13 protein-coding genes and 1 tRNA gene are annotated in these 14,508 nt (G+C 64.6%); 2 read left to right on the plus strand and 12 right to left on the minus strand.

Annotation, left to right across the window (positions count from 1 at the left end; all coding sequences use genetic code 11):
* Positions 1-71: 71 nt before the first annotated feature.
* The 12 genes from Q0J54_RS01580 to Q0J54_RS01635 form a co-directional block, all read right to left on the minus strand.
* A complete protein-coding gene (locus Q0J54_RS01580; protein ID WP_296303553.1) occupies positions 72-1,025 on the minus strand; it encodes an alpha/beta fold hydrolase in 954 nt (317 codons plus the stop codon).
* Between the two features lie 60 nt (positions 1,026-1,085).
* Positions 1,086-1,688 carry a 50S ribosomal protein L25/general stress protein Ctc gene (locus tag Q0J54_RS01585; protein WP_296303554.1) on the minus strand — a complete coding sequence of 201 codons (603 nt, stop codon included), beginning with the start codon at positions 1,686-1,688 and terminating at the stop codon, positions 1,086-1,088.
* Between the two features lie 86 nt (positions 1,689-1,774).
* Complete coding sequence (locus Q0J54_RS01590) at positions 1,775-2,725, minus strand: ribose-phosphate pyrophosphokinase (protein ID WP_296303626.1); 951 nt, start codon at positions 2,723-2,725, stop codon at positions 1,775-1,777.
* A 32-nt stretch (positions 2,726-2,757) separates the two neighbouring features.
* Positions 2,758-2,832, minus strand: a tRNA-Gln gene (locus Q0J54_RS01595).
* A 7-nt stretch (positions 2,833-2,839) separates the two neighbouring features.
* Entirely contained in the window at positions 2,840-3,802 is a 963-nt protein-coding gene (gene ispE, locus Q0J54_RS01600) for a 4-(cytidine 5'-diphospho)-2-C-methyl-D-erythritol kinase (RefSeq protein WP_296303555.1), read from the minus strand.
* Positions 3,802-4,335, minus strand: coding sequence for an ATP-dependent protease subunit HslV (hslV, locus tag Q0J54_RS01605; protein ID WP_296303556.1), 534 nt, complete (start codon positions 4,333-4,335; stop codon positions 3,802-3,804). The genes ispE and hslV overlap by 1 nt, the downstream gene beginning before the upstream one ends.
* Positions 4,335-5,744: a M48 family metallopeptidase gene (locus Q0J54_RS01610; RefSeq protein WP_296303557.1), complete on the minus strand. Its 1,410-nt coding sequence runs from the start codon at positions 5,742-5,744 to the stop codon at positions 4,335-4,337. The genes hslV and Q0J54_RS01610 overlap by 1 nt, the downstream gene beginning before the upstream one ends.
* A gap of 41 nt (positions 5,745-5,785) precedes the next feature.
* Positions 5,786-7,237 carry a cysteine--tRNA ligase gene (gene cysS / locus Q0J54_RS01615; protein WP_296303558.1) on the minus strand — a complete coding sequence of 484 codons (1,452 nt, stop codon included), beginning with the start codon at positions 7,235-7,237 and terminating at the stop codon, positions 5,786-5,788.
* A 5-nt stretch (positions 7,238-7,242) separates the two neighbouring features.
* Complete coding sequence (gene rpiB, locus Q0J54_RS01620) at positions 7,243-7,683, minus strand: ribose 5-phosphate isomerase B (RefSeq protein ID WP_296303559.1); 441 nt, start codon at positions 7,681-7,683, stop codon at positions 7,243-7,245.
* 9 nt (positions 7,684-7,692) lie between these two features.
* Positions 7,693-8,514, minus strand: coding sequence for a hypothetical protein (locus Q0J54_RS01625; protein WP_296303560.1), 822 nt, complete (start codon positions 8,512-8,514; stop codon positions 7,693-7,695).
* Positions 8,511-10,271 carry a tetratricopeptide repeat protein gene (locus Q0J54_RS01630; RefSeq protein WP_296303561.1) on the minus strand — a complete coding sequence of 587 codons (1,761 nt, stop codon included), beginning with the start codon at positions 10,269-10,271 and terminating at the stop codon, positions 8,511-8,513. Before Q0J54_RS01630 ends, Q0J54_RS01625 begins: the two co-directional genes overlap by 4 nt.
* Complete coding sequence (locus Q0J54_RS01635; protein WP_296303628.1) at positions 10,272-11,285, minus strand: RNA polymerase sigma factor RpoD/SigA; 1,014 nt, start codon at positions 11,283-11,285, stop codon at positions 10,272-10,274.
* A 342-nt stretch (positions 11,286-11,627) separates the two neighbouring features.
* Between Q0J54_RS01635 and Q0J54_RS01640 the strand changes: the two genes are divergently transcribed.
* Both Q0J54_RS01640 and Q0J54_RS01645 read left to right on the plus strand, forming a co-directional pair.
* Positions 11,628-14,042, plus strand: a complete 2,415-nt coding sequence (locus tag Q0J54_RS01640; protein ID WP_296303562.1) for a homocysteine S-methyltransferase family protein — start codon at positions 11,628-11,630, stop codon at positions 14,040-14,042.
* 6 nt (positions 14,043-14,048) lie between these two features.
* Positions 14,049-14,507 carry a TlpA disulfide reductase family protein gene (locus Q0J54_RS01645; RefSeq protein WP_296303563.1) on the plus strand — a complete coding sequence of 153 codons (459 nt, stop codon included), beginning with the start codon at positions 14,049-14,051 and terminating at the stop codon, positions 14,505-14,507.
* The last annotated feature ends 1 nt before the right edge of the window (position 14,508 follow it).

Genomic DNA, 14,508 nt, shown 5'->3' on the forward strand with positions numbered 1-14,508 from the left:
TGTCATGTCTGCTCATAACAAACAGGAAAGCAGGAGTCATTCAAGATGTCCAGCTTTTTTAGAAACAGCCCCTAGCATGCCGATGGCCCGCAGCCGCATCGCAGCGGCAGCCCCAGGGCACAGGCATGCAGGGTCACGCAGGCTACGGCTTCCCGGGCCGTCTCTTCCTGCATGAGCAGCATGTGCCCGCCGGTGGGAAGCAGGTGGAGCGCCTTGGAGGGTGCATCAAGGCGGGCAAGCGTGGCACGCAGGATATCCGGCGTGAACAGCGCGTCGTTGCGGGCTCCCATGAGCAAGAACGGTCGGTGTGCGGTTTCGTTGAGGCGAAGCGAAAGGAGGTCCGACAGCAGGGCCAGCGGGTAGGTGAAGCGCCGGCCGGCAAGCGGCAGATCGACCGTACCATGCCCGGCAAGCAGGCGGCGCGGGGAAAGATAGCTGAAAAGCGGCAGGGGAAGCGCGGGAAAGCGTCGGGCCAGGCGCAGCATGTTTTTCTGGATGCTGGGGCGATGGGCGAGCAGGGGAGCAAACAGCGTGAGGCGCAGCAGATCGGCAGACTGCGGAAAAACGGCGGAAACGGCAAAAAAGGCGGCCACGCCGTCAAGCGGGGCAAGTGTGATGCGCTGACGGCCGTTCTCGTCGGGCAGGCTGCCGCCGCAGGCCAGCGCCAGCGTCATAATGCCGCCCTGACTGTGCCCGCCGAGGATGACGGGGCTGCCGCTGGTTTGGTGCAGCCATGCCGCGGCACGACGCACGTCATCCAGCAGATCGGGCAAATGGAAGCGCCAGATATGCCGTGTGTCGCCATGACCGGTAAGATGCAGGGCCGCGACAGAAAAGCCCTGCGCGTACAGTGCGCGTAAAAAAACGCGATACTGCAGCGGGCCGAGCATGGTGCCCGGCAGGAAGAGGACGGTAGCTGCGCCATCGCGCGGCCAAACATCCAGCAGGGCTCCGCCCTTGCGGGAAGAAAGCGGTACGCGCCGGAAGGCCAGGCACAAGGGGGATGGGGTGAAAGCTATGGGCATGTGGAAAAAAGGGCCGGCTCCTTGTGGGGAACCGGCCCGAAAGAACAGCGGAAAAAAGGCTTACTGAGCTTCGCCTTCGGCAGCGTCGCCCTTGACCTTGGACTTGTCGATGATGCTCACCAGCGCGTAGTTCTGATCGAACACGGCGGAAACATTGGCGGGCAGGGGCAGGGTCTCGATGGTCACGCTGCTGTTGATGTCCATATCCGTCACGTCGATGGTGATCTTGGCCGGCATGTCCATGGGTTTGGCGCTGAGGCGCACGACTTCCCGATAGGTCTCCATGACGCCGCCGAGCTTCACGCCGCGGGACACGCCCACATATTCCACCGGCACGTCCACCTTGACTTCCTTGTCAAGATCCACGCCGTAGAAGTCGATATGGGTAAATTCCTTCTTGTAGGGGTGCATCTGCACTTGCCAGAACAGGGCGGGGTAGACGGTCTTGGTGCCGTTGTCGTCGATCTCCAGATTGAACACGGACGTGCGGCCCATTTCGCCATACAGCTTTTCCACGGGCAGGGAAGGGACCTGAACAGCGATATTTTTGCCATCGGCCGTATAGAACACCCCGGGGACGAGGCCCTGGGCGCGCGCACGACCCGCCGGGCCCTTGCCGCTGTCTTCACGTTTCTGCACGCTCAACGTCTTTTCAATGCTCATTGTCTTCTCCTTCACTGTCTGCCGCTGCGAGGCGGAAAACACTCGTATTTTTTATGGAACGGGGCAAGGGCTCCCGTACTTCAACATTAGACGAACAACACGCTCACCGAGGAACCGGTATGGATGTTGTGGATGGTTTTGCCCAGAAGGGCCGCCACGGAGACCACTTCCAGCTTGGGGCAGGCCGCCAGCTTGTCGCCCAGCGGGATGGTGTCGGTCACGATGACGCGGTCCAGCGCGGCGGTATTGTTGATGCGCTCGATGGCCGGCCCGGAGAGCACGGGATGGGTGGCGCAGGCAATGATTTTGGAAGCGCCGTACTTGAGCAGCACTTCCGCCCCGGCGCACAGGGTCCCGGCCGTGTCGATCATGTCGTCGACCACGATGGCCACCTTGCCTTCCACCTCGCCGATGACGTGCATGGCCTGCGCCTGATTGGGCTTGTCGCGGCGCTTGTCCACGATGGCCAGCGGGGCATTGAGGCGTTTGGCGTAGGAGCGCGCACGCTCCACGCCGCCCGCATCGGGCGAGACGATGACGATGTCGTCATTTTCGCTGTATTTGCGCAGAGGTTCCATCATAACCGGGGTGGCAAACAGATTGTCCACCGGGCAGTCGAAAAATCCCTGAATCTGGCCGGCATGCAGATCGATGGTCACCACGCGCTCGGCGCCGGCCGTGCTGATGAAGTCGGCGACCATCTTGGCGCTGATGGGCGCACGCGGGCTGACCTTGCGGTCCTGGCGGGCATAGGCATAATAGGGAATGACGGCGGTGATGCGACCGGCGCTGGCGCGCTTGAGCGCATCCAGCATAAGGCAGAGCTGCATGAAGTTACGGTTGACACTCGGCGGGCAGGTGGGCTGCACCACAAAAACGTCGTCCCCGCGTACGTTGTCGCCGATCTCGATACGCAGTTCGCCGTCGCTGAAGGTTGTGGCAAGGGTAGGGGTAAGCTGGCAGCCAAGATGGTTGCAAATGGCTTTGGCCAGATCGGGGTTGGAAGAACCTGTGACAATCTTCAGATCGCTGAACATCATCTGCGTGCCTTTGCGCCGTAGGGGTTATGTGGCTGGGATGGAAGGGTTCGAACCTTCGTGTGACGGAGCCAAAACCCGTTGCCTTACCACTTGGCGACATCCCAGCAAGTATCAGAGCGTCTGCACATATGTGCGCCAGCCGTCTCCCGTCAGTGCGGCGCGGGCCGTCTCCGCCTCTCCGGCGGCAATGAGGCCGACGACCGCAGAGCCGCTGCCGCTCATGACAACAGCCCATGCCCCGTAACGCGTCAGGGCCTGCCTGACGGCGGTGATGACCGGATATCCCCGCGCAACGGCTTCTTCCAAATCATTACGCATGGCAAGAGCATGGCAGCGACGAAAACAGGCCGTCGCCGCTGTGCTTATGTCCGGCATGGTCGAGAGAGCTGTTCCTTTAGCCTGCATCGGGGCGTTTGTCAAGTCCTCACCGTCCACCTCTCCGGCATTCGCTGCCGCCAGCGCATCATAGGCGCGATAGGCCCACGGGGTGCTGACGCGTTCTTCCGGGCAGACGAGCAGCAGGCTGGTTCCCGGCAGATCCACGGACGCCGGTTCGATGATTTCCCCGATGCCCCGCACGCGGCAGGGGCCGTCCTGCAGAAAAAAGGGCACATCGGCGCCCACGCGCAGGGCCGTGCGGGCCAGGGCGTCCGGCGCGAGCGGGGTGGGGCTGGCCGCGTTGAGCCAGCGCAGCAGGGCGGCCGCGTCGCTGCTGCCGCCGCCAAGGCCCGCTCCTGAGGGGATGCCCTTGTGGAGCCGCACATGCAGCGCGGGCGGCGGCGGGGCGCTGGCCTGGCAAAATGCCGTATAGGCCTTGGTCAGCGTGTTGTCGGACGGATCGAGGATGCCGGCATCGCAGGTGACGGCGATGCCGGGCGCGGCCCCCTCCATGACGGTCAGCTCCAGCAGGTCGCTCGGCTCGGACAGCGGCAGGAACAGGGAATCCAGCTCGTGGTAGCCGTCCGGCCGGACGCGGGTGATGCGCAGGCCGAGATTGACCTTGCAGCCCGCCGTCAGGCACAGGGGGGAGGCCTCCTTCACGGCGGTCAGCGGCTGGGGATCGCTGTCGGACATCAGAGGCTTTCCACCGTGAAATGATCGTTGGTGTAGACGCATATCTCGGAAGCGATGCGCATGGCTTCCTGTACGATGTCCCTTGCCGGGAGATCGCTGTGCCGGAGCAGGGCGCGCGCGGCGGAGAGCGCATAGGGCCCGCCGCTGCCGATGGCCGCCACGTCGTCATCCGGCTCGATGACGTCGCCCGTGCCGGACAGCAGCAGGATATGTTCGCTGTCGGCGAGCAGCAGCATGGCTTCCAGTTTATGCAGGTATTTGTCCTTGCGCCATTCCTTGGTCATCTCCACGGCGGCGCGGACGAGATTGCCGCGAAACTCCTTGAGCTTGGCCTCAAAGAGTTCGAACAGGGTGAAGGCGTCCGCCGTGGCGCCGGCAAAACCGGCCAGCACCTTGCCGTCATGCAGGCGGCGCAGCTTGCGCGCCGAATGCTTCATAATCATGTTCTGGCCCAGCGTCACCTGGCCGTCTCCGGCCATGGCCACGATGCCGTCCTTGCGGACGGCCAGTATGGTGGTGGCATGCGTTTCCATCAGTCGTCTTCCCACATTTCCTTGCGTTCCTTGTATACGGCTTCCAGACGCTTGAGCAGAGGGGCGTCGGCAGCGCCGCGGGCCTTGGCCCGGGCTTCTTCCACATAGCGCTTGGCCTGCTTGCGGCGGTTGGCGTAGATGGCGCTGTAGGCCATATGCACATAGGCCGCGCCGGTGCGGCCGGCGCGCCCCAGCGAACGGGCGTAGGCCTCATGCACATCGGCTTCCTCGGGGACCTGCCGCAGCACATCCTTGTAGTAGCGGTCCGCCTGGGCGGCCCGTCCGGTCTCGTCCAGCAGGCGGGCATAAAAGAAGCTGGCCATATAATCCCGGGGGTCAAGCTGCATGGCGCGGGTCAGCAGGGGTTCGGCCTTGCGCATGTCTCCCTTGCGGTAGTGGAAGGCGCCGGCCTCCCGCAGGACGAGCGGATCGGCGGGAGCGGCCGCCACGGCGGCGTCAAAGCTTTTGGCGGCCTGCACCACATCGTTGCGGCGGGCATAGACCATGCCCCGCCCCATGAGCGACAGGCCGTCCTTGCCGCTGAAGCGCTGGAGGGCGACCTGATCGTCGCCATAGCGGCCCCAGAGCAGGGTCTGGACCCGCAAAAAGCGGCTGTTGTCCACGCGCCGGCTGCGGACGCTCTCCTTCATGCCCGTGACGCGCGCCATGATGCCGTTGATGCGGTCGCCGATGTCCGGGTGGGTGGAGAGATAGGCCGGCACGCTGGCGCCGCTCATCCAGCTTTTCTGGCGCAGGACCTTGAAGCCGCCCGCCATGCCCGCCGGGGGATAGCCGGCGGCCGTCAGATATTGCAGGCCGATGTGGTCGGCCTCGTTTTCGTCGATGCGGCTGTAGTTGAGCATGGCCGACTGTCCGACCCCGAGGGCCCCCACGGCCACCGCGCCGCCGCCGGAACCGCCGGCCGCGATGCCGGCCACGGCCAGGAGCAGCGAGGCGATGCTGACCACCTGGGCCCGCTCCAGCCGCGAGGCCACATGACGCTGGGTGACGTGGGCCAGCTCATGCGACAGCACGCCCGCCAGTTCGCTTTCGTTGTTGAGGTTCATAATCAGGCCCGTGAAGACATAGACGTATCCGCCGGGCACGGCGAAGGCGTTGAGCTGCGGATGCAGGATGACCCCGGAACGGAAGGTGAAGGGCTGGGGCGGGATGGCCCTGACCAGCCTGTCCACGAGGCTTTCCACATAGTGGCTGACCTCCGGGTCCTGCACCAGGGGCAGGTTGGAGCGGATCATGGTGTCGAACTTCTGGCCCATCTTCTTTTCGTCCTTGAGGGAGACCCCTCCAAAAAAGAAGGCGTGGGCCTGTCCGACGGCGAGCTGCCATGCCAGCAGAACAAGGAGGGCTATCCGAAGTCCCTGTACGCAGCAGGTGATGACGGTTCGCATGGGCCCTCCTTTCACGGGATGGATGAAGAGGGGATGTCGCTTCAGGCGAGATCCCATTGCTGTCCCTGCGGGGTATCCCGAACCAGCACGCCAAGGGCGGCCAGCTCGTCCCGCAGGCTGTCGGAAAGGGCAAAGTCCTTGTTGCGGCGGGCATCCGCCCGGCGGGCCATGAGCTCTTCCACACGCGCCGTGTCCAGACCCCGGCGGCGGGCCTTCTGATCGCGCATGGCCGTCAGGAAGGCGGCGGGCTCCTGCCCGAACAGGCCGAGGCGGGTATGCCAGTCGCCCACGCGGGCCAGGAAGTCGTCGAACAGATCCCGCGCGCCTTCGCCGGCACGCAGGCTCTTGTCTTCGAGCAGGCGGTTGACGAGACGGATCTGGGTGAAGATATGCCCGAAGGCCTGCGCGCTGTTCAGGTCGTCGTCCAGGGCGGCCGTCACGGACGGTGCGAGGTTTTGCCATTCCGCCAGCAGATCGGCGGGCAGGGCGATCTTTTTCCAGCTGGCACGCTCGCGTGCCGCATGGACTTCGCGCAGGCACTCATAGATGCGCTGCAGGGCGCGTTCGGCCTCGTCCATGGCTTCGGGGCTGAAGTCGATGGGGCTGCGGTACTGCTTGCCCAGCAGGAAGAAGCGCAGCGTCTCCGGCAGGTAGCCGTCCAGGATGTCGCGGATGGTCTTGAAGTTGCCCAGCGACTTGGACATTTTTTCGGCATTGATCTGCACAAAGCCGTTATGCACCCAGAAGCGGGCCAGCTCGCAGCCGCAGGAGGCCTCCGTCTGCGCGATCTCGTTTTCATGGTGGGGGAAGATGAGGTCCTGACCGCCGCCGTGGATGTCCAGCGGCAGGTAGGGCTTGCTCATGGCCGAGCATTCGATGTGCCAGCCGGGACGTCCCTTGCCCCACGGACTTTCCCAGAAGGGTTCGCCGGGTTTGGCGGCTTTCCAGAGGGCGAAGTCCAGCGGGTCTTCCTTCTCTTCGCCCGGGGCCACGCGCGCCCCGGCCTGCAGATCGTCCAGGCTGCGGCCGGAAAGCTTGCCGTAGGGCGGATAGGCCCGTACGCGAAAGTAGACGTCCCCGGAGGGGGTGGCGTAGGCCTTGCCTTGTTCGATGAGGCTCGTGCAGATGTCCTGCATCTGCGGGATGTAGTCCGTGGCGCGCGGCTCGTGGTCGGCGCGCAGGACGTTGAGACGATCCATATCCTCGTGGAAGGCGCGGATGTAGGTCTCGGCCACTTCCTTCCAGTCCCGCCCTTCCTCATTGGCGCGGCGGATGATCTTGTCGTCCACGTCCGTGAAGTTGCGGACAAAGGTCACCTCCAGTCCCTGCGCGCGCAGATGCCGGACCAGCAGGTCAAAGACGATGGCCGAGCGGGCATGCCCGATGTGGCAGTAGTCGTAGGCGGTGATGCCGCAGACGTACATATGCACCTTGCCGGGACGCAGGGGGGTGAAGGTTTCCTTTTTGCGGGTCAGGGTGTTGTAGAGCTGCATGGTCGTTACCTGGCGGGCTGCGGGTTGAGCTGATCGATGCGGCGCTGATGGCGGCCGCCCTCAAAGGCGGTGTCCAGAAAGACGTGCATGATGGCAAGAGCCAGCTCCACGCCGGTCACGCGGGCGCCGAGGCAAAGCACGTTGGCATCGTTGTGCAGGCGGGTGAAACGGGCGTGCAGCTCGGTGGTGCAGAGCGCCGCACGGATGCCCGCATGGCGGTTGGCGGCGATGGACATGCCGATGCCCGTGCCGCAAATGAGGATGCCGCGTCCGTTCTCCGCCTCCACCGCGGCACAGAGAGCATGGGCGTACTGCGGGTAGTCGCAGCTTTCCCGGCTGTTTGTGCCATGATCGCAGGTGCTGAACCCCCGGGCTTCCAGGGCGGCTTTCAGCGTTTCCTTCAATTCGAGACCGGCATGGTCGCAGGCAATATGGATGGTTTCCATTCGTTCTCCTTACGGGGCGGACTTTCCGTCTGCCGGGGCCCGGTATCGCGAGAGCGGCAGCAGGGGGGTGTCTTCCGGCAGGGCAAGCCCGAGCTGTTCTTCGGTAAAGGGCCGCTGCACGCCGTCGCGCTGCTTGACAAGCACGATGGCCTTCTGTCCGTTGGCGTGCAGGAGATCCAGACGGCGGGGCAGCTGCCGGTCATCATAGAGGATGGTCATGCGCCATCCCTTGTCGCCGTTTTCCGTCCAGCTGACGGGAAGGCCCTGCGCATCCAGCGTGAGCACGCCGCCGAAGCGTTTTTCCAGCGCAAAGGCGGCCGTATCGGGCGACGGGGCGGCCACAGGCGTATGCCCCTCCCCGAATGCCCGCAGATACCGCCCGTTGAGCAGGGCGGAAAGATCGGCCAGCGCCAGCGGGACGGGCACGCCGACCTTGAGCAGCGGCTTGGTGCTGCCCTCATGGAAGTAGGCGACGTTTTCGCGGGGGCTGTAGATGAGGAAGCGCGTGTCCGCTTCAACGATGTTGGCGATGACGGCGCCCACGCCCGCCATGACGTCAAGCCGCAGGTGCTTGTCGTCGTTCCCCCAGAAAAGGGCCGTGACGCGCCGGGTGTCGCCTTCCGTGCCGAAGCGCAGGCTCAGGCTCAGGCGACAGGGGGCGGGAGCATGGCGGTCGCTCTGCCGGACGAGGGCCTGCCAGAGGCTCTCGCTGCGGGCGGCAGCGGCGGGACTTTCCGGGGGCGGGAGCTGTTCCGTCCCCTTGCCGGCGCAGGCCGCCAGCAGCGCCGTCAGGCCAAGGACGACAAAAAGAGAAGTGATGCGGTGTTTCATAGTGTCGAGAGGCGTTGCCGCAGGGCGTCGGCATTGGCGGGTTTGTAGTCAAGAGCCTTCTGGTAGGCGGTGCGGGCTTCTTCCCGCAGGTTCATGGCCGCGGCGATGTCGCCGTAATGCTCCCAGATGGCGGGGTCGATGACCTCGCCCGTGCGTACGGCCCGCCGGATCTGCTCCAGGGCTTCGGGGAGCTGGCCGGCCTTGTAGAGGGCCCAGGCCAGGGAATCGATGATGTAGGACTGATTGGGGGACAGGCTGTCGGCCTTGCGCAGCAGATCGATGGCGCGGGGCAGGTCCTGGCCGCGTTCGGCCAGGGAGTAGCCGACGTAATTGAGCGCCTGCGCGTTGCGGGGATGGTTGGCCAGCAGGTTTTCCATGGCCGCAAGGGCGGCGTCCCTGTCGCCCATGTCGTCCAGCAGACTGCCCAGCAGGAAGGAGAGGTCCTCGTCCGCGGGCCAGGTCTTCAGCCCTTCGCGGATGATGGCCAGCGCTTCCTGTTTGCGTTCCAGCCGTACGAGGATGCGGGCCTCGAGGGAGTAGAATTCGGGCATATCCGCATAATGGCGACGCCCCTCCTGCACAAGGCGCAAGGCGTCCTCGTTCTTGCCGGATTCGGCGATGATCTGCACCCGCAGGAGCGCGCCGCGGGGCGCGGCGCTGCCTTCGGCCGGAACCCTGTTGAGCCAGCTCAGGGCCTGGGAGACGTCCCGGCGCTGCTGATAGGCCAGATCCGCCAGCAGGAGGAAGACTTCCGGCGGGGCGGCGGGATCGTCCGCCACCTGCCGCAGCAGGCTTTCGGCCTGCAGATAATGGCGGGAATCCATGAACAGGCGGGCCACCGTCAGCTTGAAGGCCAGCGTATCAGGACCGTTGCGCATGTATTTGAGCGCCATGTCCGGCTGATTGAGCTGGAGCGAGATGTTGACGAGCCGCAGCGTCACTTCCTCGGGGGAGAAATTCAGTCTGGCAAGGCGTTCATAGACGGTACGGGCCTCTTTCCATTCGCCGCGCTGTTCATGGAGGAAGGCCAGCTCGGCCAGCGCTTCCACGAATTCGGGCATTTCCTTTATGGCGCGCCTCAGCTTGGCGATGGCCTCGTCCTTGCGGCCCATGCCGGCAAGGGCGCGGGCATGGCTGTAGTCCACCAGCGGGGTACGGGCCTTTTCCGGCAGGGCATTGAGCATGGCGTCGGCTTTGTCGAAGCGCCCATCCTTGACCAGCAGCAGGGCCAGTTCCACCTGGGCGTCGGATTTCGCGGGGTGGCGGGCAATGTAGTCTTGCATGATGCCGATGGCCTTTTGCGTCATTTTGCGGTCGGCCAGGGTTTCGGCATAGAGCATGGTCAGCGAGAGATCGTCGGGGTGCGCGGTCAGCGCGTCCTCAAGGAAGGGGACGACCAGATCGGAATGCCGGCCCAGCAGCCAGACGGCCCCGTCCAGCCAGGCGCTGGCCGGGACGCGGCTGCGCTTGAGCAGGGCGACCGCTTGACGGATGTCCTCTTCACGGGGGGCTTCCCCTCCGCCGCCCATGAGCTGCATAAGCACGAGATAGGCATAGGTATCCTCCGCCTCGGCCGAAAGGTTCGCCGCCGGCGGCCGGGTCTCCACGCCGGAGAGAGTGCGCTCCGCGGAGGCCGCGTTGTTCTGGTTGGCGCAGCCGCCGCAACCGAGCAGGGCAAAGGGAGCCATGCCCCCCATCAGCGCGGCACACAGCAGGAGGGAATTGCCGCATTTCATCGGGAAGTTACCGCGTTTCATCTAGGATTGGATCCATTCGTCTGAAAAGTCCTTGACGTCGCCCGCAATATGCCGACGGATTTTTTCCAGCAGGCGCGCTTCCAGCTGGCGAACGCGCTCGCGCGTCACGTTATACCGTTCGCCGATCTCGCGCAAGGTGACAGGATCGTCCGTGAGAAGGCGATTCTGCAGGATATACAGCTCTTTATCGTTGAGTTTCGGCAGGAGGGTCTTGATCTTGTCCCGCAGGATGCCGGCCATCTCGCCGCTGGCCAGGTCGTCTTCGATGCCGGGGCCGAGCGCCGGCAGGAAGTCCATGCGGGTGGCGCCGCCGGGCTCGTCCCCCACCTGGGCGTTGAGCGACAGGTCGCCGGCGGCGAGGCGCTGGTCCATCTCGTTGATCTGGTCCTCGCTGACGCCGAGGCGCTCGGACAGCATGGCCGCATCGGGATCGAAGCCCTGCGCGATGAGCTTCTGGCGCTCGCGGTTCAGATTGTAGAACAGCTTGCGCTGGACCTGGGTGGTCCCTATTTTCACCATGCGCCAGTTGTCCATGATGAACTTGAGGATGTAAGCCTTGATCCAGAAGGAGGCATAGTAGGAAAATTTGATGCCCTTGTCCGGGTCGAACTTGTTGACCGCGCGCATGAGGCCCACGTTGCCCTCCTGCACGAGATCGAGCACGTTTTGCATCCAGCGGCGCTGGAAGTCCATGGCGATGCGCACCACGAGCCGCAGATGGGAGGAGACCAGGCGGAAGGCGGCATCCGGGTCGTTGTGATCCCGTACCCGCAGGGCCAGTTCGTGTTCCTCGTCCGGCTTGAGCAGGGGGAAGCGGCTGATCTCCCTCAGGTAGAGTTGCAGGCTGTCCTTGCTGCCCGCCTGCACGGGCAGGCGCGCTTCGGACGGGGCGGGCAGGGCGTCGTCGTCATGCGGGGCTTCGGGGAGGAAAAGCGGATCGTCTCCGTAGGCGTCGGCGTCCAGCGTGTCGGCGTCCAGGTCGTCATGCTCCGGTTCGTCGGCATCCAGGGCCATGTCGGCCGCATGCTCCGACGGCTCCCGGTCGCTTTCCTCCGGGGCGCAGGCGTCTTTCCGCCGCGACGATGCCGCGGAGGGGGGGCGCATGTTCGTGTCAGGCGGGGGGAGGATTTCCACGTCCGGCCGGTCCACCACGGGGGAGCCGGCCTCTTTTTCGGCCTTGTCTGCCATGAGGTGTCTTGGATGTTGGGGCGTTGCAGAAAGGGGAGCATTTCCCCGAAGAGACAATCCTATAGTTTTGGTTTGTCCTTTTCAATGTTTTTCAGTAATAAAAACCTGTCCGGGGGAAATGCCCCGGAAGGAATGAATTTTTGCAGCACAGCACAGAAAGGATTCGTCATGTCAGCATCGCCGTTCCTGGACAGACTTTCGGAAAAACGCCCGCTCATGCTCGATGGAGCCATGGGAACCATGCTTCAGGCCGCCGGCTTGCCGCTCGGCGTCAGCCCGGAAGAATTCTGTATGCAGCGACCGGACATCCTGCAGGATATCCATGCCGCCTATGTGGATGTGGGGGCGGACATCATCACGGCCTGCACCTTTGGCGGCAATCCCTACAAGCTGCCCGCCGGGCTGGACGTCTTCGATTTCAGCCGCCGCATGGTCGAGGCGGCCCGGGCCGCGGCGTCCCGCAGTTCGCGCCGGGTCTTCGTGGCCGGCAATGTGGGGCCGTCCGGTCATTTTGCCCGTCCGCTGGGCGATGTGGAACCAGCCGACCTGATCGCCGCCTTTGCCGCGCAGATCCGCGGTCTGGTGGCCGGCGGCTGTGACCTTTTGCTGGTGGAGACGCAGTTCGACCTTGCCGAGGCCCGGGCCGCCGTGGTGGCGGCGCGTCAGGTGTGCGACCTGCCGGTCATGGTCTCCATGACCTTCGAGCAGGGAGTGAGCCTCACCGGCTCCAGCCCGACCATCTTCGCCGAGACCATGCAGAACCTCGGCGTGGACGTGGTGGGGACGAACTGCAGCCTCGGGCCGGACCAGATGGCGCCCGTGGTGCGCGAGCTGCTGGACGTCTGCGCCTGTCCGGTCATGGTCGAGCCCAATGCCGGCCTGCCGGAGCTGCGCGACGGCGTGACGGTCTTTCCGCTGGGGCCGGACGAATTTGCCGAAAAGACGGCGTGCTTTGCCGCGCAGGGGGCGCGTGTGCTCGGCGGCTGCTGCGGCACGACCCCGCGGCATCTGGCCGCGCTGCGTCAGGCGCTCGACAGGGTGGAGATCGTCTCCACGCCCGCTGTCGCCTCCCCCGGCATGTGTCTGACCAGCCGCTCCCGGCTCGTGCGCTTTGCGCCCGATGCGCCCTTCGTCATCATCGGCGAGCGCATCAATCCCACAGGCAAGAAGGAGCTCACCGCCCAGCTCCAGGAAGGGCGTTTCGACGAGGCGCTGCGCTTTGCCGACGAGCAGATAGCGGCCGGCGCGCAGGTGCTGGACGTCAATGTGGGGGCCTCCCTCGTGGATGAGGGCAAATTGCTGCCGGAGCTGACCAGCCGGCTCGTGGAGCGCGTCGCGACGCCGCTTTCGCTCGATTCTTCCAATGCCGACGCCATCGCCGCCGCGCTGCCGTACTGTCCGGGCTCCTGTCTGGTCAACTCCGTGAGCGGGGAGAGCGGACGTATGGAAAAGCTCGGCCCGCTGTGCCGGGATTTCGGCGCGCCCTTCATCCTGCTGCCGCTCAAGGGCGCGGAACTGCCCGTGAGCGCCGCCGAGCGCATCGCCATCCTGGAGAAGCTGCTGGGCGAGGCCGAAGCGCTGCGCATCCCCCGCCGTCTCATGCTGGTGGATATCCTGGCGCTGGCCGTTTCCTCCAAGCCGGAGGGGGCGCTGGCCTGTCTGGACATGATCCGCTGGTGCCGGGAACAGGGCCTGCCCACCACGCTGGGCCTTTCCAACCTGTCCTTTGGTCTGCCCGCCCGGGACCTGCTCAATGCTTCCTTCCTCTGCATGGGGGCGGGGGCGGGGCTGAGTTCCTGCATCGCCAATCCTTCCGCCGCACGCTTGCACGAAGCTTTTGATGCCCTTAATGTCCTGCGCGGCCATGATGCGCATGCGGCCACCTTCATTCCCCGCTATGCCCAGTGGAAGGCGGCCGCACCCAACACGGCGGCCACCATTCCCGCGGCGGCGCGGGCGGCCACGCTGGGCGAGGCCGTCCTCCTGGGCGACAAGGAGAACGTGCTTCCGCTCCTTCGCGCGGAACTTGAAAAAGGGGCCCAGCCTTTTACGCTGGTCAACGAGGTGCTCATCCCGGCCATCACGGAGGTCGGCAACCGTTATGAACGCCGGGAATACTTCCTGCCGCAGCTCATCCGCTCGGCCGAGACCATGCAGGCCGCCTTTGCCGAACTTAAACCTTTGCTTGAAGAAAGTCGCGGGCCCGAAGAACGTCCCACCATCGTGGTGGCGACGGTGGAGGGCGACATCCACGACATCGGCAAGAACATCGTGGCCCTGCTGCTGGGCAACCACGGATTCGACGTCATCGATGCGGGAAAAGATGTGCCTGCCGAGACCATTGTGGCTTGCGCTTTGGAACACAAGGCGCGTATCATCGGCCTGTCGGCATTGATGACCACCACCATGGTCAGGATGGAGGACACCATCCGGCTGATCCGCGAGCGCCGGTTGCCCATCAGGGTCATGGTGGGCGGCGCGGCGGTGACGCAGGCCTTTGCGGACGCCATCGGGGCGGACGCGTATTGCGAAGACGCCGTCAGTTCCGTGCGCGCGGCGAAAAAATTCATCAGTCAGGTGTAACGCTTCATGAAAAGACTGTCTCTTGCGCTCCTGCTTGTCCTGCTGCTGCCGGCGCTGGCGTCTGCGGCCTCCCTCGAGTCCCTTGACCGGAAAGGCCTGGATGCTGTCGTGGCGGCAAATAAGGGCAAGGCCATCATGCTGAACTTTTTTGCCACCTGGTGCCCGCCCTGCCGGATGGAGATCCCTGATCTGGTAAACGTGCATGAAAAATATGCCGATAAGGGTGTCGTGATCATCGGCCTGTCCGTGGATGAGGACAAGAACGCCGTTCCCGGCTTCCTGCAGAAGCTGGGCGTGAAGTACCCCGTCTACATGGCCGACAACAGCATCACGCGCGCCTTCGGCATCAGCAGCATCCCCTTCAACGTTTTCATCAACAGGAAGGGGGACGTGGTGCTGGCGGGTTCCGGCCTTGTGGAACACAAGGATCTTGTGGAAATTTTTGACAAACTGCTGGAAGATTAAG

The organism is uncultured Desulfovibrio sp., assembly GCF_944324935.1.
GTDB lineage: Bacteria > Desulfobacterota > Desulfovibrionia > Desulfovibrionales > Desulfovibrionaceae > Desulfovibrio.

Excerpts from the sequence above, each read along its gene's own strand:
- Q0J54_RS01580 (WP_296303553.1), bottom strand. The coding sequence starts at position 1,025 with ATGCCCATAGCTTTCACCCCATCCCCCTTGTGCCTGGCCTTCCGGCGC.
- Q0J54_RS01585 (WP_296303554.1), bottom strand. The coding sequence starts at position 1,688 with ATGAGCATTGAAAAGACGTTGAGCGTGCAGAAACGTGAAGACAGCGGC.
- Q0J54_RS01590 (WP_296303626.1), bottom strand. The coding sequence starts at position 2,725 with ATGTTCAGCGATCTGAAGATTGTCACAGGTTCTTCCAACCCCGATCTG.
- ispE (WP_296303555.1), bottom strand. The coding sequence starts at position 3,802 with ATGTCCGACAGCGATCCCCAGCCGCTGACCGCCGTGAAGGAGGCCTCC.
- hslV (WP_296303556.1), bottom strand. The coding sequence starts at position 4,335 with ATGGAAACGCATGCCACCACCATACTGGCCGTCCGCAAGGACGGCATC.
- Q0J54_RS01610 (WP_296303557.1), bottom strand. The coding sequence starts at position 5,744 with ATGCGAACCGTCATCACCTGCTGCGTACAGGGACTTCGGATAGCCCTC.
- cysS (WP_296303558.1), bottom strand. The coding sequence starts at position 7,237 with ATGCAGCTCTACAACACCCTGACCCGCAAAAAGGAAACCTTCACCCCC.
- rpiB (WP_296303559.1), bottom strand. The coding sequence starts at position 7,683 with ATGGAAACCATCCATATTGCCTGCGACCATGCCGGTCTCGAATTGAAG.
- Q0J54_RS01625 (WP_296303560.1), bottom strand. The coding sequence starts at position 8,514 with ATGAAACACCGCATCACTTCTCTTTTTGTCGTCCTTGGCCTGACGGCG.
- Q0J54_RS01630 (WP_296303561.1), bottom strand. The coding sequence starts at position 10,271 with ATGAAACGCGGTAACTTCCCGATGAAATGCGGCAATTCCCTCCTGCTG.
- Q0J54_RS01635 (WP_296303628.1), bottom strand. The coding sequence starts at position 11,285 with ATGGCCCTGGATGCCGACGAACCGGAGCATGACGACCTGGACGCCGAC.
- Q0J54_RS01640 (WP_296303562.1), top strand. The coding sequence starts at position 11,628 with ATGTCAGCATCGCCGTTCCTGGACAGACTTTCGGAAAAACGCCCGCTC.
- Q0J54_RS01645 (WP_296303563.1), top strand. The coding sequence starts at position 14,049 with ATGAAAAGACTGTCTCTTGCGCTCCTGCTTGTCCTGCTGCTGCCGGCG.